Source organism: Blautia wexlerae DSM 19850 (assembly GCF_025148125.1).
Taxonomy (GTDB): Bacteria; Bacillota; Clostridia; order Lachnospirales; family Lachnospiraceae; genus Blautia_A; species Blautia_A wexlerae.
Map to the genome: position 1 here is coordinate 1,033,982 of NZ_CP102267.1, position 19,438 is coordinate 1,053,419.

Below are 19,438 nucleotides of genomic sequence, written 5' to 3' on the forward strand. Positions count from 1 at the left end.
CCGATATTCAGTCTGACGCCTAAAGCGTCTGGAAGCACGTGACTTCAGTCATGTGAGGTTCACAGAAAAAATGATAAGATAGTTTCATCTGTTAAGGTGTTGAACAGTTATAAATATGAGGAGGTTTTTATGGAGAAAAACGAAAACGAAGAACTGCTGGAACAAAGCCCGGCAGAGATTCAGCAGGAAGATACGCAGAAAATTGCAAAGAGCGGGGAAGAAGAGCCGGATACAGAAGAACAGAAAGTCTCCAATGGAAGATTTATACTCTGGAGTCTGGCGGGAGTGTATCTGTTGTATACAAGTTACAGTCTCTGTAAGGGATATGTAACAGGCGAAGAAGGAACCAGTATGGGATTTATGCTTGCCGGAATTGCATTTGCAGCTATTGGTGCTGGTCTGCTGTTTTTCGGCATTAAAAATATGCTCTCAGAAGAGAAGATCAAGAAAGCAAAAGCAGCGAAGAATGCGGCAATGGAAGCTGCCGCAGGCGGAGAACTGAAGAAAGAGGATGCATCCGGGCAGAACAGATCAATGAGCATTGCTGAAAGGGCTAATATGGTTAAGAATCTGGAAGACGAAGAGGAAGACGGGGAAAACGAGAAAGAATGAAAATATTGATCACATTGCTGAAACCGTTGTCTTTTTTACCGGCACTGCTGATGATGTATATCATCTTTTCGTTCTCAGCCCAGCCGGGTGAAGTTTCAGGTAATCTGAGCTATAAAATAAGTTATGAGATCATAGAAACGAAGAGCGAGCTTTTGTCAGAGAATCTGAGCAGTGAAGAGATTGCCTATAAGGCAGATGGAATTCACTACTATGTGAGAAAAGCGGCACATATGACAGAGTATTTTCTGCTGGCTATCGCTATTTCTTTTCCTTTATATGTCTATGGTGTGAGAGGAATCTGGCTGATGCTTCTTGCGGGAATTGTCTGTGTGGGATTTGCAGGGCTGGATGAGTATCATCAGTCTTTTGTGGATGCCCGTACACCTGCGGTAAAGGATGTGGGAATCGACAGTATAGGGGCGTTTATCGGAATACTTCTTGTTCAGGCATTCTGCTGGTCTGTACTGAATAATCCTAATAAAAAGAAGAAAAAAAGAAGTCATTAAATAATCAGGAAAAATACATATTCAAAAAAGGAAAGACAAAAAGGAGCTGCCACATTAATAAGAACTTAATGTGGTATGCTCCTTTTGACATTGGTTCACTGGTAATATCCTGCGAAGCGTGTTGTTGTGAACAGTAATTTTTGACTTGAATGTACACTTGATTTCCTGCTGCGTTTAAGCCTGGATTTCTGAAAGTCTGTCCAGTCCGGCTTTGGTATGGCGGATAAAAATATCTCTGACCGCCTGGATCTCGCCAAGACCTTTCAGAGTACATTTGACAGAATATCCCTCTTTTTCCAGAATACTTTTCCAGGAATCATCGTCCTCTCCGGACATATCATTGGTAGCATGATCACCTGCGACGATCATAAAAGGTGCCAGATGAACATGAGCCGGATGCAGATTTTTTAATTTATCCAGAAAGCTTTCAATGGAGAAATCCCCTTCAACCGTTCCCATATGCATATTGGAATAGCCGAAATGCTTAAACAGTTCGTCCATCTCAGGATAAAGTTCATTGGCAACATGCTCTGTTCCATGTCCCATAAATAAGAGAATTTCATCAGAATCAGGGTGATATTCCTGTGCCATAGCCTGACAGACCTCTTCTTTGTCCTGTTTTGTAACCATCAGAGAATCACAGATAATGACAGAATCGAAATCCTTTTTATGTGCAAGAACTTTTTCTTTCATAGCATCACTCTCAAATCCGGTGATCACATAGGTTGGCTGTACAACGACATTTCGAATTCCGTCCGCTTTCAGCTGGGTCATTGCCTCATCAATATCCATAATGTGGATCCCGTCCCGCTTCCGGAGTTTGGCGCGGATACGGGGACTTGTCCATGCGCAGTATAACGGATATTCCGGAAATGCATGATGCAGGTCAGATTCAATCTGTTCAATTGTTTTTTTTCGTGTTTCTTCATAACTTGTACCGAAGCTGATAACAAGAATTGCTGTTTTTTCAGTTACCCCCATTTTAAATCTCCTTATAATAAGTATATTGGCATTTACCACAACTGCCACTGACAGGTTTTCCGCAAAACAGATGTAGTGGCGGTAAAAGGTAATTGACTGCGCACTCATATAAAAAAGATGTCATGATAATAGACATTGTTTTTTATTATACAGGGAGTTATAGGGAAACACAAGTAAAAGCTAAGATTTTGACGTCTGAGTATCTCTGTATGCAGATGGAGTGACATTCATTTTTTTCTTGAAGCTTGTGCTGAAATAATATTGATTGGCGTAACCGCATTTCATACTGATTTCCTTCAGAGTCATGTTTGTGGCTGTAAGATAACGGCAGGCGGCGTTGATTCGCTGAGTAGTGATATAGTCACTGATACTCACGCCCTGTTTCTTTTTAAAGAGGGCACTCAGATAAGCCGGGCTGACATTGGCTTCGCTGGCGATATCGTTCAGGCACAGAGTATTGCTGGCATAGTTTTCGTCAATATATGAAGTTACAGATTCGCATAATTTCTGGTGATAATCATTCAGAGAAGAATCCAGTTTCCGGCAGAGAAGGCGGCAGAGTTCGTTGAGCCAGCCGCATAGTTCTTCTGTGGTATGAAATTCTTCCAGATGATTGTATACATACAGGATCTTTGCTTCCAGATCATGGGTATCCAGGTTTAGTTCATAGAAAAACTTCAGAATCCTTCCAAGCAGAGAGTAGATCTGGATAAATGCGAAACTTTTGGTGCGGAAGTTCTCAGTAAGCCATCTGGAGAAATCCTGAAACCAGGAGTCAATTGCAGAAACATCCTTTTTACACAGAAGGCGGATTAATTCCTCCTCTCTGGAATCGGAGAAATCAGTGGCAGATAAGTCATGTCCAAGAGCCTCACGTCCGTCAAATACGTTCTGGTGTGGGAAAAAGAAACGATAATCCAGTGCATGAACTGCACTTTCATAAGAACGGTTCAGATCCCACAGATCCTGTACAATGGCACCGATTCCGGCATTCAGAACCAGTCCCTGTGAATTGCAGTTATCTACAAGTGCAGAAATGATTTTATAGGTAAGCTGGCGAAAATTTCCGGACTGGCAGCCGCTTTGTCCGATCACACACAGATAACCATCAATATCCTGCAGGGGATAAATATAATTTAATTCTGAGGTTTGTTCTGTGATCAGATCACGAAGATTCAGCAGTTCCATCTGAAATTTCTCAATGCCATAGGAATCCCTGAGAGACTGTGCATTTTCCAGTTCAAGAATCACTACGTTATAAAAATCATAATCCAGTTTAAGGTTCAGGTAGTTCAGATAAGGTTTGAGACGATAGGAAGCCTCCTGCCTGGAACGGTGAGTGATATCACGGAAAAATTTTTCGATAAGCAAAGGCCTGCTCTGTTTAAGCAACTGCAGATTTTTCTGCTCACGTTCCATCAGGGCAAAAGCATTTTTTACTTTCTGGATCAGATATGCGTAATCCAGAGGTTTTTCAATATAATCCAATGCACCAAGAAGCAGAGCGCGTCTTGCATATTCAAATTTATCATAGGCACTGATCAGTATGATTTTTACCATTGGATTAATATCCAGTGCTTGCCTGCTCATTGAAATTCCGTCCAGATCCGGCATTTCAATATCTGAGATGATCAAATCTACAGGTTCTTTTTTCATAGCGTCTATCGCAGAGGTTCCGTTGTAGCAGATATGTACGATTTCTGCGTTCAGAACTTCCCAGTCTATGTTCTTTTCAATTCCTTCTGCTGACAGATAATTGTCATCTACAATCATTATTTTCCTCATCTGTATCCTCCATTTGTTGAAATTCAATTGTGACATAGGTACCGTTTCCGGGATGGCTGTCAATACGCACAGAGCCGTTACCGTACAAAGGATTGGAAATGCGGGCGCTTACATTTGAAATTCCAAAATGTTTTTCGTAATTTATGACTTTGTTGTCTATGGCATATCGGAGCTGTTCCAGTGTCTCCGGAGACATTCCGGCTCCATTGTCTTCAATGGATATCACTACGGTATCATCACCGTAGAGTACCTGAATGGAAATAAAAACTTCAGGTGTATCGGCTGAAAGACCGTGCAGGATAGAATTCTCCAGGAATGGCTGTAATGTAAATTTGCAGATCGTGAAATTTTCTATTCCGTCTTCGGCATTGATCTCCCAGTTAAGATTATCTTTATGGCAGAGTTTCTCCATTTCCAGATACAGGCGGGTAATTTCCAGTTCGTCTTTGATCGGTATCAGTTCTTTTGATTTTCTCAGCGTCAGTCGGTAAAAGGCAGTCAGATTTGTCAGCATCTGATCTGCAATATCCAATTTGCCAAGTGCCTGGCAGGTTCGGATGGTTCCAAGGATATTGTAGAGAAAATGTGGATTGATCTGTGATTGTAATAACTGATATTTCAGCCGTTCTTCATTAATGGAGAGACTGACAATTGATTTCAGATTCTGGGCAATTGTGTGCTGCATATCTTCAAAGGTAATCCCCAGATTGTCTATTTCATCATAATTGGAAGCATCGGCCGGATGCGGGAGTGTGATGATGGAAAGGTGCTCCGGATCATGTCCGAGCCTGCAAATAAAAAGTCAATAGCAAATTGATGATTTCAGGCAAAAATTTTTGCAAGATTTTGAACATTAAAATAAGACCACCGATATTCGCTGGTCTAAAATAAAGGTATTGACGAGATATTTATTCTGGGAGTGAAGACAGATATTCTTTCACTCGACCATAGTAGATGCGAAGAAACTTATTCGCACCGGCTGTCATGTAGACGTAATAAGGCTTTCCTTGTGCTCGTTTCTTATCCATAAACAAGTAGACAGGATCATCCTGTGGCTTTGTTTTGATGAGAACATCCATGACTTGAAACAGAGTCTTACGAAGAGTACTGGAACCGCGCTTGGAAGCAGGAACGCTTTTCTGCTCATATGAACCGGATTCATTTACACCGGGATCAACGCCTGCAAAGGCTGTAATGGCTCCTTTGTGGGTAAATCGGGAGACATCACCAATCTCTGCCATAAGCTGTGGACCAAGCGATTTACCTACACCTTTCATAGCCATGACAACAGGGTATTCCGGCAGTTTAGAAGCAGCCTCATTCATCATGGTACGAAGCTGTTCCACAGTCTGTGAAGCCGTATTTAATTGTTCTACAGCCTGTTTGATGATTAACTTTGTCAGATCGTCTTTTGGAAGTATAGAAACAAGCTCCTTAGATGCTTCATAGATTTCAACAGCTTTTGAACGGCTGAAGTTGTACTTCCTGCGTTTACACCACTTTTGATAGTGGTCGATAAAGGCGTTTAGAGAGAGTTTACGAACACAATCCACATGCCAGTAGGTGGCTGAAAAGTCAACCCATTTTTGACTTCCATCCTCACGGGCAGGGCTGTCAAAATAAGTGTTAGCTCCCGGATAAGTTTGGTCAAGGATGCTGATTAGATTATTTTTCATAGCGGTTTTGTGTTTCATGTAAAAATCAAACTGGCGGTTCATGGTTTTCAGTTGATTACGAATTTCATCCATGAGACTATACTGTCTGAGTTCCGTCCAACTGTCAAGAGTATAGCGTGCAATTTTTACTGCATCCGCTTTATCGGACTTTACTTTGCGGAGAGAGTTGTCTCCAAAATCTTTGATGAGTTTGGGATTTATGGCAGATACAAAAAGGTCAGCTTTCGAAAGTTCACGGACAAGAGGTTCGTAATAACGACCGGTGTGTTCCATGACAATACGAGATTCGCCATCAATGGATTGGATCTGCTCAATGAGAGAGCGAATCCCACTGACTGTGTGTTTGACTTCAAATGGTTTTGAAATGATCTCACCATAAGAACGAAGGATAGCAACCATGCTTTTTCCTTTGGAAACATCAATACCTACTGCATTCATATTCATAAATTTGTCACTCCTTAAAATCAGATTATGCAATGGATAAAGACCAGTTTTACTCATTGCCTATTCCATCTACTGTGGTGTGACACGAACGTACCGAAGGCAGTTCAACCTGCATAAAACGAACGCTGCAAATGAGGAGCTGGTTATCAGTCTCGGCAACGGACGCGAAGTCCAAGATGAATAAGACGATATACCGATTGCTCCATACATTTTAACAGCTTAAGCAACAAGATGGATAATTCCTTACTGGCTGTAAGGGATATTAACCATAAATATATTGTAGTAGATGAAAGGATTCCATGGCATAGGACAGTGCGGCAATTCTGCTTGTCAGTTTCCTGGAAAAAAGGATTACAATAAAAATAGTCAGCGGCAGAGAAATAATTACAGTGATCAACAGTGTTTTGATCAGTACCTGTGTATTGCTTTTGATATAGTTTTCCGGGATTTCCGTAATATGCAGCCAACCGTTATCCAGAGTGCGGCAGTTATAGTAGATGTCATTGTCTTTAAAGAAGGAATTGGTATTTTCCAGAAACATCTGTTTTATTGAATCTGAAATCCAGGTCTGATTACGGGAAGAATCACTGTGAGCTGCAATTTGTCCCTGTGGTGTCAGAATGTAACTGGAAATTGCGGTATCAGAAGCAGAAGTCTGAAGATACCGGGAAAATTCATCGCAGTCAAGTGCAATACAATAAGCATATTCGAGAACATTGCTGGATTTGTCCTGAAGAGCACGAAAACACAGCAGTGTATTTGCGCTTCTTTTGGAAGCAGATATAACTCTGGGTAAGGTGGTATTTTTCTTTAACAGCCACAGGGAAGAAGAACCTATGGAATGTAATTCAGATTCGCTGATTCCATAATTGAAAAGTTTATCTGTGGAAAAGAAATATATACCCTCATCAGCTCCGGTTTGTTCCGGTTTTAAAAAAACATATATATGAAAGAAATCAAATGTAGATTTATATAATGAAATATTGCTTCTCATGGATGTTAATGCCTGCATGGTGCCAACCTGATCTGGGGAAGAGTGTTCAAAAGCGTACATCTGATACTGGATGGTGTCAGCAACGTTTTCGGTCTGGTTCAGACGGCTGTTAAGCTGAAAAATAAGCTGTTCATCAGACATCAATGCAGAGTTTGTGATTCGGTCTCTGGCAAGATTATAGGAAACATGGTAACTGACCAGTGCAACAAGTGTCAGAGGAAGCAGGGTTGCAACCAGAAAGGCAATCAGGAGTTTTGCCTGAAATGAGGAAAATCTGGAAGGAATCCATTTATGATAATTTATTTTTTTCAAGTTGAGTTTCATTACACATAATACTCCTTATATGAATAGGTTTGATTTTATCAGGTATCTTTTTGAAGATTGCCATATTATACAGCAATTCTGTAAAGATGCAACACAGTGTTCATCTGCTATCTGTATTATAAAAAATCAGAATGAAAAAAACAATAGAACGAAAAATAATATAAATCAATCAAAAGAAATTGTATTTAGTAAAAAGAGTGTTTTTGTTATTCTTTAATTACCAAATAACACAGAACAGTTGATGCGAGAGAACTGTTCGGAAAAGGAGAGAATATGAGGAAAAAAGTGTTAAGTGCAGTTTTAGCTGCAACAATGGTAGCAGGAATGATGGGAAATGTTGTAAGTGTATCCGCAGAAGAGAAGTATGATCTTACTTTATATAGTGTCAATACTACAGACCCGGATTTTGATGACTGGCTTGCAAATGTAGAAGAGGCAACAGGATTAAATATCAATGTTGTTGCAGCACCCACCGATTCAGACACACGTCAGCAGAAGATCACAACAATTCTTTCTACGGGAGATTCTTCCGTGGATGTTATTGAGATTAACGATGAAATGAGTGCTGCATTCAAGAACTCCGGATGGTTGGATGGACTCAACGATACAGTTATGACAGATGATATCGTTGATCAGTTTGCTCAGGGTTATATTGCGGACATGATTACAGATAAAGACGGAAACATCGTAGGTGTTCCTGGATATTCCGGATATCTTGCCTTTTGGGTAAATCAGGAAATTATGGATGAAGTAGGAATTGAATCGATTGATACAAAAGAAGACTTTATGAAGTACATGGAAGCGGTTTCTAAAGATGGACGTTACGGATATGGTGGTTCTTGGGAAAAAACTTATTCATTTAATGAAATTGCACAGTTTGTAAATATGTTTGGTGGAGATTACTTTGACTGGACGAAAGAGGAAAATAAGGAAGCAATTCAGTTTCTGCATGACTTGGTAGCAAACAATGAAACACCAATTGATGAGATTGCAGACAAATATGACCAGATGAATCCAAAAATAAACGATGGTAAATACGGATGTTGGTTTATGTGGGGTCTGGGCACTGATTATGCAAAGGCAGATATGCTTGGTGAAGACAAGATTCATATGGCAATGGTACCTGATTTCAGTGGAAACGGAGAAAGAGCAATCTTTACAGATTCCTGGAACTATGTACTTAACAGTGCCTCAAAGAATAAAGATGCAGCAATTAAATTCCTGCAGTATATGGCAGATGAAGGTGGAATGGAAGCATCCTATAAAGCATTTGACAGATATCCTGCAAGAAAGGATGTTGCAGAAAAAGTTGTTCCGGATACTGATCCTGCAAAAGAAATGTACAGCCAGTATGCAGAAGAGTGCAATGTACAGGGACGTCCGATGGTAGCGCAGACAATGGAATTCATCAGTGATATGGGAACAATCTTCCAGTCCTGCATGAAAGATGAGATCACAGTAGATGAGTTCTGTGAGAAAGCTCAGGAATTAGTTGAGACATATCAGTAAAAAACAATTACTCGTTTAAAGAATTTGGAAATACTGATACATAAAAACTGACATAATAAATGAAGGTATAAAGCAGAACAATCTGCTTTATACCTGTGCTTAAAGATATGAGGGAGGGAGTTCCTGTGACAATCAGTAAAAAATCGATGAAATGGATTCCATGGCTGCTGGTTTTGCCTGTAGTTATCATCCGTGGATTCACAACATTATATCCTATTTTAATGACTGTTAAAAATAGTTTTTGTGACATCAGAATTCTGGCAGGAGTGGACGAATTCTGCGGATTCAAAAATTATCTGAAAGTTTTTTCAGATCCAAAAGTGCTTACATCCATACGATTTACAGTAGTATTTGTAGTGGTATCTATGATATTACATGTAATATTAGGCGTGTGTCTTGCTCTGATATTAAATATGAAGTTTAAGGGACGCCGCTTTCTTCGTACGATTGTACTGATTCCCTGGGCAATGCCGGCAGTTGTTGTAGGTATGGCTGCAAAATGGGCATTCAATAATGATTATGGTCTGATCAATGACTTTATCAGATGGTTTGTCCATGGATACCAGAATAGCTGGCTCATCAATACAGGATCTGCAAGAGCTGCTGTAATTGCCATGGATCTGTGGAAAGATCTTCCGTTCTTTGCGATTCTTGTATTATCCGGTCTGCAGTTTATTTCGGGTGATATCTATGAAGCCGCAAAAGTAGACGGGGCAAATGGAATCCAGTGTTTCTTCAAGATTACATTACCGTTGATACTGAAAAATGTGTTGACTTTAACTATTCCATTTACTTTATGGAGACTGACAACCTTTGATATTGTATATTCTATGACTTCAGGTGGTCCTGGAGAAGATACGGCACTGATCGCATACAGAATCACGACAGAAGCGTTTACCAATCTGAATGTCGGTTATGCATCTGCACTGGCAATGTTACTGTTTGTTGTGATGGCAGTATTCAGCTGGCTGAATATACATGTTATGAACAAGATTGATAACTAGAGGAGGAAATACCATGAAAAAAGATTCAAAGAAATATAACATATATCATGGTGTAGTGGCTGGTGGAAGATGGGTACTGTTTGCAATTGTCTCATTTATTATCCTGTTCCCGGTATACTGGATTTTTATTTCCTCTATTACACCTTCCGGAGAATTATTTAAAACACCGATTGATTATCTGCCGGATCATCCGACACTGGAAAGCTACAAGTTCCTGCTCGAGAATGTAGGACTTTTGTCAAAAGTGGGAAATACAGTATTGATCGTAGGTCTTACACTGGTTATCAGTACTGTATTCTGTGCAATGGCTGCATACGGATTCTCACGTTTCACTACAAAAGGAATCAATATTGCTTTTGCATTTATTATTGCAACTATGTTAATTCCTGAGGTTGTTACAGCAAGACCATTGTATGAGTTCATGCAGAAAGTAAAATTATATGATACATATCCAGGATTGATTCTGCTGTATATCAGTACTGTTATCCCGTTTACGGTTCTGATCCTGAGAAACTTTGTGGGGGAAATCCCTATTTCACTGGAAGAGGCAGCAGCGATTGACGGTGCAACTTTTTCACAGAGACTTTTTACAATCGTATTGCCACTTATGAAACCTGCAATTGCAACTGTATGTATTATCAACTTTATTACCTGCTTGAATAACTTCTTCACACCGTTATTTTATTCAAATGGCATTCAGGTTCTTTCCGTTGCCATTGTACAGCTTCCGCTGCGTGACAACATGTATGGAGTTCCGTGGGATCTGGTAAGTGCAATGGGATGGATTATTCTTTTACCGATTATTATTTTTGTTGCAGTCTTTGAAAAACAAATTATGGATGGTATAATGGCAGGAGGAGTAAAAGCCTGATTATCTGAATGCTAAGATATTGGAGGAAAACATTATGTATCAGTCATTTAAAGGTGGACTTGGTGGAATTGCTCTGGCAAAGCATGGAAGAAGCCGTGCAATCAATGCAGAGAATCCACACGGAGAAAAAGGTAAAGGCGGAATGGCAGCGAGCCATCTGGGACCGTCCAGAAAAGGAAGTCCCTGCCTGAAGGATATTGAGCCAGGTGCAACTGTAACTCTTGCAGAGATGGAAGGTCCTGGTGAGATCAATCATATCTGGATCACTGTGGATAATAAGACAACCGATGCAGATTGCTTTGTATTGAGAGATCTGGTCATCCGTATGTACTGGGATGATGAGGAAACGCCATCTGTGGAAAGTCCTCTCGGAGATTTCTTCTGCTGTGGTTTTGGAAGAGAGTGTATTGTAAATTCTGTCCCAATGGCAGTGGTGCCAAGCAGAGGATTTAACTGTTACTTCCCGATGCCGTTTAAGAAAAAAGCAAAAATCACTCTGGAAAATCAGCATGCAAATAAAATTCCGGCATTCTTCTATCAGGTAGATTACTGTCTGTATGATGAGCTTCCGGATGATATCACTTATTTCCATGCACAGTGGAGGCGAGAGCGACTGACAGAGAAGCAGAAAGATTATACAATCCTTGACGGAGTAAAAGGAAAAGGTCATTATGTAGGAACTTATATTGCACTTACCACACTGGAACGTTACTGGTGGGGCGAAGGTGAAATGAAATTCTATATTGACGGTGATGATGAATATCCCACAATCTGCGGAACCGGAACAGAAGATTATTTTGGAGGCTCCTGGAGTTTTGCAAAGCAGGTGGACGGAAAGACTGTGGAGCAGAATTATAATACACCATATCTGGGCTACCCATACTATTCTGCTCATGATGAGCTGATCCATAATTTCTATCATAATGATGACTGTCCGCCGATGAGAGGTTTCTATCGCTGGCATATTCAGGATCCGATTTGTTTTGATGAGGATCTGCGTGTGACCATTCAGCAGATTGGAGTAGGTTACAGAGGATTATTTGAACGTCAGGATGATGTGGCAAGCGTGGCTTACTGGTATCAGACACACCCACATGCACCGTTTGCACCATTGATGTCAAAAGAGGACAGATGGCCAAGATAAAAAACAGAGGTGAAATGCTTGAAAAAAAGTGTTGTAATTTTCATAACTGCAGTATGTTTGCTTATTACAGGATGTGGAAGTACGGGGAGCTTATCTAAGCTCCCCTCATCGTCGTTTCACGAAGATAAACAAAAGTTGACGATCATGCATATTGATGCAGATAATAAAAGATTTCAGGATTTTATCGCGGAAACAGAAAAAAAACTTGATATGGAAATCACTGTGGAAAAATGTCCATCCAATGCGGATAATCGTCAGGCAAAAATATCCACGATCCTGGCTTCTGGGGACCAAAATATTGATTTGATTTCCGTGAATGATGAGATGATTTCTGAGTTTAAACATAAGGGATATCTGGAACCACTGGAAAAAAACGTTATGACAGAAGAAGTAAGGGACAGCTTTCCACAGGAGTATCTGGAAAGCATCTGTGAAGAGAATGGACATATATATTCTGTCCCTTTTCAGATGGACATTATGATGTTCTGGGTAAATCAGGAACTGCTGAAACAGGCAGGACTCGATGAGATAAAGGATACCGGTGATTTTGATATTCTACAGAAGAGTTTGAAAAATTCAGATCAGTACGCTTATGGAGATGCATGGGAAAATACACATGTTTATAACAGTCTTGCACAATTTGTTAATTTCTGGGGTGGCGATTATTTCGACTGGACTGATTCGAAAACCCAAGATGCAGCCAGATATATGAAGAGTATGCTGGATGAGAAAATTACATCTCCTGCACAGTTTGTGGATCAGTATGAGCAGATGGAAGAGAAATTTATCAGGGGAAAATATGGATGTGTTTTTATGTATACGGGGGCTCTGGGTACATTTCTTGATGCTGATGTATATGGGAAAAATAAAATACATATGGCACCGCTTCCCATGTTTCATGAGAAAAAATCCACTAATATTGCAACCTGGCAGTATGTTCTGAACAATGCTTCAGAAAATAAAGATGCAGCTTTCAGATTTCTTCAGTATACAGCCAGTTATGAAGGTAGTACTGAATATGCAAAAATAATGAAAAGTTATCCTGCCAGAGTGGATGTGATCGAAAATGAAGATATTGATCTGGAAGGAATAGATATGGTACGGAAATATCTCCGGGAATATACACTGAATGCACGTCCGTTATGTGAAAATTCCATGGGAGCTGTCTCAGATATGGGAAAACTGTTTCAGGGATATGTTCTTGGACAATGTGAAGAGGACAGTTTCTTTGAGCAGGCACAAAATTGTATAAATACTTACTATTAAAAAGGCATCTTCGGATGTCCTTTTTAGTTGCGGATTTTTGATGCCGGATTTATAATAACAATAACAATGACAACAGGAGGCAGCTTCATGCAGAATCAACAACCATCAACTTTAAAGGAAATACGTGTCCATGGCACGCAGGACTTTCCCTGTGCATTTTATCAGACAGGAACCAGGATAAGAGGAAATATGGTGAAGCACCACTGGCATGAAGAAGTAGAACTGCTTTATTTTTCGGGTGGAGAGTTCTGCCTGGAAATCAATATGGAGCGTTTTGAAATTTCGGAGGAATGTTTTTATTTTATTAATCCCGGGGAACTGCACAGTATTTCTGTTGAAAAAAACGGCGGCTGTGTGGAAAATGCGGTGGTTTTTCATATGGATATGCTAAGCTCTGCATATGCTCTGGATCAGATTCAGACTAATCTGATCCAGCCGGTGCAAAATGGCAGTATCCAGTTTCCGAGATGTCTGCGAAAGAATGAACCGGCATTTGAACCGGTAAGAAAATCTTATGAAGAAATCCGTAATGTATTTGGCGGAGATTCTTTCCGGGAGAATTATTATGACGGCGAGGCGGTTACGGATGATATCACCCGACAGTTGTTTATCAAATCAGCGCTGCTTCGGATTCTGGCAGTTCTGTCTGCGAATAATCTGTTTGAGGTAACGGAGAAGAATCATGACCGTCGGATTGAGACGATCAAGACCACTCTGACTTATATTCAGGAGAACTATAAAGAGAAGATATATATTCGTGATCTGGCGGATCTGATTGGAATGAATGAACAGTATTTTTGCAGATTCTTTAAGAAAGTTATCGGACGTTCGCCTATGGAATATGTGAACGAGTACAGGATTAAGAAAGCAATCCATTATCTGAAAGAATCAGATCTGACAGTTACGGAAATCTGTCTGGAATGTGGATATAATAATCTGGGAAACTTTCTCAGGGAGTTCAGGAAATATACATCAACAACACCACTGCAGTACCGCAGACATTTACTAAAAGAAACACAGTAAATAACGATTAGATAAGTAAGCTTATGGTAATGAGAATAAAAGTTTACTTATCTGATTTTTGTATTACAGAGAATGCTGGTAATATAAAAAGTCAAAATTATGTATTTTTTTATCAAAAAAATATAAGACAGAAGGAGTGGATGTTGATATAATTATTTTTAAATAGAACAGAGAACTTAGGCGCTAAAGGTAAGAGGTATAATACTGGGAACAAAGCAGACAATAGCGCCGGTTAATAAAAAACACAGGAGGATTTTTACAATGGTAAAGAAATGGTGGAATGAAAAGGTTGCTTATCAGATTTACCCGAAGAGTTTTTATGATACCAATGGAGATGGAATTGGAGATCTGAGAGGTGTTATTGAGAAGCTTGACTATCTGAAAGATCTGGGAGTTGATATTATCTGGCTTTCCCCCTGCTACCGCTCTCCGTTAGCTGATCAGGGATATGATATTTCAGATTATTATGATATTGATCCTCGCTTCGGAACCATGGCAGATATGGATGAACTGATTGCTGAGGCTAAGAAGAGAGATATGTACATTCTGATGGATCTTGTTGTAAACCACTGTTCTGATGAACATGAATGGTTTAAAAAAGCATGTGAGGATCCGGATGGTAAATATGGTAATTTCTTCTATCTGCGTGACAAGAAAGAAGGAGAACTTCCAACTAACTGGCGTTCTTATTTCGGCGGACCTGTATGGGAAGATCTTCCAGGAACAAATAAACAGTATCTGCATGTTTTCCATAAGAAACAGCCCGATCTGAACTGGGAGAACCCGGAAGTAAGGGAAGAAGTTTATAAGAATATCAACTGGTGGCTGGATAAAGGTCTTGGTGGATTCCGTATTGATGCGATTATCAATATCAAGAAAGCACTTCCGATGCATGACTATGAGCCGGATCGTGAAGACGGTCTTTGCAGTATCAGGAAGATGCTGAAAGAAGCAAAGGGAATCGGTGACTTCCTTGGCGAGATGAGAGACCGTACCTTTAAAAAATACGATGCATTCTCTGTCGGTGAAGTTTTCGATGAGAAGGATGAAGAGATTCCGGATTTCATCGGCGATAATGGATATTTCTCCAGTATGTTTGACTTCGAAGAGACTATCTGGGGGGCATCTGACAAGGGATGGTATGACTGCAAACAGATTACTCCGGATGCCTACAAGAAATGTTGCTTTACAACACAGAGAAAAATTGGTGATATCGGATTTGTTTCCAATATTATTGAAAATCATGACGAGCCTCGTGGTGTCAGCAGATATATCCCGGAAGGTGACTGCTGTGACGCAAGTAAGAAAATGCTTGGCGGTCTGAACTTTATGCTTCGCGGACTTCCGTTTATCTATCAGGGACAGGAACTTGGTATGGAGAATGTGAAGTTTGAATCTATTGATCAGGTAGATGATATTTCCAGTCTGGATGAGTACAAGGTAGCTCTGGAAGCAGGATGTACACCTGAGGAAGCGCTGAAAGCTGTTTCCAGATTCAGCCGCGATAATGCCAGAACACCGATGCAGTGGAATGATAAAGAAAATGCAGGATTTACAACAGGTACACCTTGGCTTGGCGTAAATGCAAACTACAAAAAGATCAATGCAGAGAGCCAGATCAATGATCCGAATTCTGTAAGAAGCTTCTATAAGAAACTGATTGCACTGCGCAAGAATCCAGAGTACAAAGAGACTGTTGTATATGGTGCTCTGGAACCTGTCTGGGAAGACGTACATAACCTGATGGCATATTATCGTAAAGGTGACAAGACTCTTCTCGTAGTTGGTAACTATCAGAAAGAGCCGCAGACAATCGAGCTCGCAGGAGAGTGCAAGAAAGTTCTGATCAATAACTATGATGATGTAGCTATGGATGGAAATAAGATTGAGTTGAAGGGTTATCAGTTCCTTGTTATTGAAATGTAATAAGGAAAATGAGATAGTTAAAAAGCAATATAAAATTGAAAGAATGATGGAGAGCATGGAGCAATCTATGCTCTCTGTTTTTGTTTCTGAAATCTAATGTAGCAGTGAATTGATTCTTATTTGGTACATAGATATAGAGAAAAAAGAACGAAAATCCAGAAAAGCATTTTGAAAGAGTTTCGTTCTTTTTATATATAGTTATGCGATGAATTAATCCTGTTTATCGGAATTCAGAATTTTAACACTGTCACGTACAACAAGTTTGACCGGAAGTGTAATACTAGTAGACTTTGGGACCCATCCGTCAATCATTCTGAGCAGATACTCGACAGCCATAGTTCCACGCTGAGAGATATTCTGGTGAATCGTAGTAAGGGGAGGAGAGACTACCTGTGCATACAGATTGTCATCGAATCCCGTGATAGAGAGGTCTTCCGGAAAACGGATGCCCCTTTCGCGGAGATATTTCATCAATGTGACTGCATAATAATCTGAGCAGCACATAAATGCAGTGAATTTGTGTGCGACAGCGTAAATCTCTTCCATACTTCCCTGACGTTCATATTTAGATGGACGGATTACGATAAGATTGTCGAGATCTACATCTATGTTATATTCCTGAAGAGCACGTTGATGACCGGTATAACGGACATAATCTACACCTTCCATATTATCAGCAAGGAAAGCAATCTTCCGGTGACCGCACTCCAGAAGATATTTAGTCATCAGATATCCACCCTGCTCATCATCAAGACCGATATTTACATATTTGGCAATATTTTTTGGCGTATAACTGTCGATGAGGACAACAGGATTCTTATATTTACTCTTGATTCGCAGGTAGTCATCATGGAGCATACCGATAAGAATCAGTCCCTCGGTGTTCCAGCTTACTACATTGCGGACGATTTCGTTGATGTCTTCGGATGTATAAAGCATCATATAATATCCATGTTCGCGGATCGCTGCCTCCAGGGCACCAAGCAATTCTCCGTGAAATGGATCTGCAAAAATATTTTCGTATTTGTCTTTGCGTCCTTTTAGGACAATTCCAATCAGTCTGGAATGATTCTGCGCAAGGTTCTTTGCACTCATATTAGGTACATAGTCATATTCATCCAGAAGCTTCTGGACTTTTTCGGCAGTTTTCTGAGAGACTTCGCTGGTTTTTCCGTTAATGACGTTAGATACCGTTGTGGTACTGATTCCCAGCATTTCTGCCATTTCTTTGATTGTAATCATTTGAAACACCCCGATGTAAAAAAGTCTGTAGATATAAGAGTGAAAATGCAAAAGTATTTGAAATCTTATATCCTGTTATGTGGATATTTTAGCACAATGATATACAAAAACGCAAGTATTGCACAAAAAAACTTGAAATAAATGCAAAAAAATTGTCACTGTTGCTCATAAGCCTTGGGGATAAAATAGAAGAATGCCGCCAGAATAATCTGGCAGCATCCTTCTGAGGTTGTATATGAGAAAATATATTTCCGGTAACTGTTCAGTATTTTTCACAGTCACTGATTCTTTAGAAAATTACAGTAATCTGGGAATTACTGTGATTCATAAGAAGCAAAATCATTTATTATTTCTGGATTACGATTGCCTCATAAGGTCTGAGGGTAATCTTTTCGCTTACTTTAGCATCGTTGTAGTTGGAAATCAGAATCTTTCCGTCTGTGAATTCTTCCGGAAGTTCTACTTCGCGGGTATTTTCACTGAAGTTGCAATATACGATGAGTTTTTCATCTCCGAGTGTACGGATGTAAGCGTAAATATCTTTATCGTCATCAAGAATCAGATCATAGGTACCGTAAACGATCAGATCACTTTCGTGACGAAGTCTGATCAGCTTCTGATAATATTTAAATACGGAATCCTCGCGGCTTACCTGGTCTTTTGCATTAATCTTAGTGTAGTTCGGGTTCACCATGATCCATGGTGTAGCATCGGCACCGGAGAATCCTGCGTTGGCACTGTCATCCCACTGCATTGGAGTTCTGGCATTGTCACGACCTTTGTAGCCGATCGCTGCCATCATTTCTTCCTCGGTCATTTTGCCCTGTTCCGTTAATTCGTGGAAAGCATTGATACTTTCGAGGTCGCGGAAGTTTTCGAGAGTGTTGAACGGGCAGTTTGTCATACCAAGCTCTTCACCCTGATATACGTAAGGAGTACCCTGCATCATATGAATACAGGTTGCAAGCATTTTTGCAGAGATTTCTCTGTATTCATCGCTGTCGTTACCGAAACGGGAAACGCTTCTTGGCTGGTCGTGGTTCTCCCAGTAAAGGCTGTTCCATGCAATGTCCTGGAGACCTTTCTGCCAGCGGGTAAGAATTTTTTTGAGGTCACGAAGATCCATTTTTCTGGTTGTCCATTTGCCGGCTTTTTCATCGCTGTCAACATCCATATGTTCAAACTGGAATACCATGTTCAGTTCTTTTTCGTCGCTTCTTGCGTATTTCTTTGCTTCTTCGAGAGTAACACCGGAGCATTCACCTACTGTGATGGTATCTGCATTGTTTAATGCTTTCTGACGCATTTCCTGAAGGTATTCATGTACATGAGGACCGTTTGCAGATACATTAAATGTTGCATATCCGTTGATTCCAGGTTCTTTGTCCGGGAGTTCTGGCTGCTCTTTGGAGATCAGGCTGATAACGTCCATACGGAATCCATCAACACCTTTTTCCAGCCACCAGTTCATCATGTCGAAAACTTCCTGACGTACGACCGGGTTGTCCCAGTTGAGGTCTGGCTGCTTTTTAGAGAACAGATGCAGGAAATACATATCTGTTGTTTTATCATATTCCCATGCAGGACCGGAGAAGCAGGAGCCCCAGTTGTTCGGAAGGCTGCCGTCTTCTTTTGCAGGACGCCAGATATAGTAATCTCTGTATGGATTGTCTGTGGATTTACGGCTCTCGATAAACCATTTGTGCTCGTCAGAAGTATGGTTTACAACAAGGTCCATCATAATTTTGATGCCTTTTTCGTGAGCTGTAGCGAGCATACGGTCGAAGTCTTCCATTGTTCCGAATTCGTCCATGATATCCTGATAATCACTGATATCGTATCCGTTATCATCATTCGGTGATTTGTAAACAGGAGAGAGCCAGATAACATCAACACCAAGCTCTTTTAAGTAGTCAAGTTTGCTTGTGATACCGTTCAGATCACCGATACCATCTCCGTTGCTGTCGCAGAAGCTGCGAGGATAAATCTGATATACGACGCTTTCTTTCCACCATCTTTTTTCCATTGTAAAAACCTCCTGAAATGATTTATTTTATAAGTTTTTATGTTTAAGTTTTATTGACTGCTGTGGTGCTGAAATTGCACCACAACATATTCTACCTACATTATA

General features: G+C 40.3%; 16 protein-coding genes. 9 read left to right on the top strand and 7 right to left on the bottom strand.

Annotation, left to right across the window (positions count from 1 at the left end):
- Positions 1 to 129: 129 nt before the first annotated feature.
- Together NQ550_RS04810 and NQ550_RS04815 are read left to right on the top strand one after the other, a co-directional pair.
- Positions 130 to 612 (top strand): hypothetical protein, encoded by a 483-nt coding sequence (locus NQ550_RS04810; RefSeq protein WP_025581247.1) that lies wholly within the window; start codon positions 130 to 132, stop codon positions 610 to 612.
- Positions 609 to 1,118: a VanZ family protein gene (locus NQ550_RS04815; protein WP_025581246.1), complete on the top strand. Its 510-nt coding sequence runs from the start codon at positions 609 to 611 to the stop codon at positions 1,116 to 1,118. The genes NQ550_RS04810 and NQ550_RS04815 overlap by 4 nt, the downstream gene beginning before the upstream one ends.
- A 174-nt stretch (positions 1,119 to 1,292) precedes the next feature.
- On the opposite strand, the gene NQ550_RS04820 is transcribed toward NQ550_RS04815, so the two are convergent.
- From NQ550_RS04820 to NQ550_RS04840, 5 genes are all read right to left on the bottom strand, one after another.
- Positions 1,293 to 2,099 (bottom strand): sirohydrochlorin cobaltochelatase, encoded by an 807-nt coding sequence (locus tag NQ550_RS04820; RefSeq protein WP_025581245.1) that lies wholly within the window; start codon positions 2,097 to 2,099, stop codon positions 1,293 to 1,295.
- A 180-nt stretch (positions 2,100 to 2,279) separates the two neighbouring features.
- Positions 2,280 to 3,884 carry an AraC family transcriptional regulator gene (locus NQ550_RS04825; RefSeq protein ID WP_025581244.1) on the bottom strand — a complete coding sequence of 535 codons (1,605 nt, stop codon included), beginning with the start codon at positions 3,882 to 3,884 and terminating at the stop codon, positions 2,280 to 2,282.
- The gene (locus NQ550_RS04830; RefSeq protein ID WP_326929080.1) at positions 3,859 to 4,569 is read right to left on the bottom strand and encodes a sensor histidine kinase; all 711 of its coding nucleotides are present in this window, start codon (positions 4,567 to 4,569) and stop codon (positions 3,859 to 3,861) included. Before NQ550_RS04830 ends, NQ550_RS04825 begins: the two co-directional genes overlap by 26 nt.
- Positions 4,570 to 4,792: 223 nt before the next feature.
- Positions 4,793 to 5,998: an IS110 family RNA-guided transposase gene (locus NQ550_RS04835; protein ID WP_172678354.1), complete on the bottom strand. Its 1,206-nt coding sequence runs from the start codon at positions 5,996 to 5,998 to the stop codon at positions 4,793 to 4,795.
- Positions 5,999 to 6,266: 268 nt separating this feature from the next.
- On the bottom strand, positions 6,267 to 7,322 hold the full coding sequence (locus NQ550_RS04840; protein ID WP_025580565.1) for a hypothetical protein: 1,056 nt from the start codon (positions 7,320 to 7,322) through the stop codon (positions 6,267 to 6,269).
- A gap of 273 nt (positions 7,323 to 7,595) precedes the next feature.
- Between NQ550_RS04840 and NQ550_RS04845 the strand changes: the two genes are divergently transcribed.
- The 7 genes from NQ550_RS04845 (at position 7,596) to NQ550_RS04875 (ending at position 16,065) form a co-directional block, all read left to right on the top strand.
- On the top strand, positions 7,596 to 8,831 hold the full coding sequence (locus NQ550_RS04845; protein WP_025580566.1) for an ABC transporter substrate-binding protein: 1,236 nt from the start codon (positions 7,596 to 7,598) through the stop codon (positions 8,829 to 8,831).
- Positions 8,832 to 8,938: 107 nt separating this feature from the next.
- Positions 8,939 to 9,835 (top strand): carbohydrate ABC transporter permease, encoded by an 897-nt coding sequence (locus NQ550_RS04850; protein ID WP_044996795.1) that lies wholly within the window; start codon positions 8,939 to 8,941, stop codon positions 9,833 to 9,835.
- A gap of 13 nt (positions 9,836 to 9,848) precedes the next feature.
- Positions 9,849 to 10,706, top strand: coding sequence for a carbohydrate ABC transporter permease (locus tag NQ550_RS04855; RefSeq protein ID WP_025580568.1), 858 nt, complete (start codon positions 9,849 to 9,851; stop codon positions 10,704 to 10,706).
- Between the two features lie 34 nt (positions 10,707 to 10,740).
- Positions 10,741 to 11,850 carry a glycoside hydrolase family 172 protein gene (locus tag NQ550_RS04860; RefSeq protein WP_025580569.1) on the top strand — a complete coding sequence of 370 codons (1,110 nt, stop codon included), beginning with the start codon at positions 10,741 to 10,743 and terminating at the stop codon, positions 11,848 to 11,850.
- A gap of 210 nt (positions 11,851 to 12,060) precedes the next feature.
- The gene (locus tag NQ550_RS04865; protein WP_259839399.1) at positions 12,061 to 13,116 is read left to right on the top strand and encodes an ABC transporter substrate-binding protein; all 1,056 of its coding nucleotides are present in this window, start codon (positions 12,061 to 12,063) and stop codon (positions 13,114 to 13,116) included.
- An 87-nt stretch (positions 13,117 to 13,203) separates the two neighbouring features.
- Positions 13,204 to 14,139 (top strand): AraC family transcriptional regulator, encoded by a 936-nt coding sequence (locus NQ550_RS04870; RefSeq protein ID WP_025580572.1) that lies wholly within the window; start codon positions 13,204 to 13,206, stop codon positions 14,137 to 14,139.
- A gap of 261 nt (positions 14,140 to 14,400) precedes the next feature.
- Positions 14,401 to 16,065, top strand: coding sequence for an alpha-glucosidase (locus NQ550_RS04875; RefSeq protein ID WP_025580573.1), 1,665 nt, complete (start codon positions 14,401 to 14,403; stop codon positions 16,063 to 16,065).
- 210 nt (positions 16,066 to 16,275) lie between these two features.
- Here the strand turns inward: NQ550_RS04875 and NQ550_RS04880 are convergent, their stop codons facing one another.
- Positions 16,276 to 17,307 (bottom strand): LacI family DNA-binding transcriptional regulator, encoded by a 1,032-nt coding sequence (locus tag NQ550_RS04880; RefSeq protein ID WP_025580574.1) that lies wholly within the window; start codon positions 17,305 to 17,307, stop codon positions 16,276 to 16,278.
- A gap of 346 nt (positions 17,308 to 17,653) precedes the next feature.
- Positions 17,654 to 19,333, bottom strand: coding sequence for a glycoside hydrolase family 13 protein (locus NQ550_RS04885; protein WP_025580576.1), 1,680 nt, complete (start codon positions 19,331 to 19,333; stop codon positions 17,654 to 17,656).
- Positions 19,334 to 19,438 lie beyond the last annotated feature (105 nt).

Coding starts and splice junctions, on each gene's coding strand:
- NQ550_RS04840 (WP_025580565.1), bottom strand. CDS start 7,322: ATGAAACTCAACTTGAAAAAAATAAATTATCATAAATGGATTCCTTCC.
- NQ550_RS04865 (WP_259839399.1), top strand. CDS start 12,061: ATGGAAATCACTGTGGAAAAATGTCCATCCAATGCGGATAATCGTCAG.
- NQ550_RS04825 (WP_025581244.1), bottom strand. CDS start 3,884: ATGAGGAAAATAATGATTGTAGATGACAATTATCTGTCAGCAGAAGGA.
- NQ550_RS04860 (WP_025580569.1), top strand. CDS start 10,741: ATGTATCAGTCATTTAAAGGTGGACTTGGTGGAATTGCTCTGGCAAAG.
- NQ550_RS04880 (WP_025580574.1), bottom strand. CDS start 17,307: ATGATTACAATCAAAGAAATGGCAGAAATGCTGGGAATCAGTACCACA.
- NQ550_RS04815 (WP_025581246.1), top strand. CDS start 609: ATGAAAATATTGATCACATTGCTGAAACCGTTGTCTTTTTTACCGGCA.
- NQ550_RS04870 (WP_025580572.1), top strand. CDS start 13,204: ATGCAGAATCAACAACCATCAACTTTAAAGGAAATACGTGTCCATGGC.
- NQ550_RS04810 (WP_025581247.1), top strand. CDS start 130: ATGGAGAAAAACGAAAACGAAGAACTGCTGGAACAAAGCCCGGCAGAG.
- NQ550_RS04885 (WP_025580576.1), bottom strand. CDS start 19,333: ATGGAAAAAAGATGGTGGAAAGAAAGCGTCGTATATCAGATTTATCCT.
- NQ550_RS04855 (WP_025580568.1), top strand. CDS start 9,849: ATGAAAAAAGATTCAAAGAAATATAACATATATCATGGTGTAGTGGCT.
- NQ550_RS04875 (WP_025580573.1), top strand. CDS start 14,401: ATGGTAAAGAAATGGTGGAATGAAAAGGTTGCTTATCAGATTTACCCG.
- NQ550_RS04835 (WP_172678354.1), bottom strand. CDS start 5,998: ATGAATGCAGTAGGTATTGATGTTTCCAAAGGAAAAAGCATGGTTGCT.
- NQ550_RS04850 (WP_044996795.1), top strand. CDS start 8,939: ATGAGGGAGGGAGTTCCTGTGACAATCAGTAAAAAATCGATGAAATGG.
- NQ550_RS04820 (WP_025581245.1), bottom strand. CDS start 2,099: ATGGGGGTAACTGAAAAAACAGCAATTCTTGTTATCAGCTTCGGTACA.
- NQ550_RS04830 (WP_326929080.1), bottom strand. CDS start 4,569: ATGCAGCACACAATTGCCCAGAATCTGAAATCAATTGTCAGTCTCTCC.
- NQ550_RS04845 (WP_025580566.1), top strand. CDS start 7,596: ATGAGGAAAAAAGTGTTAAGTGCAGTTTTAGCTGCAACAATGGTAGCA.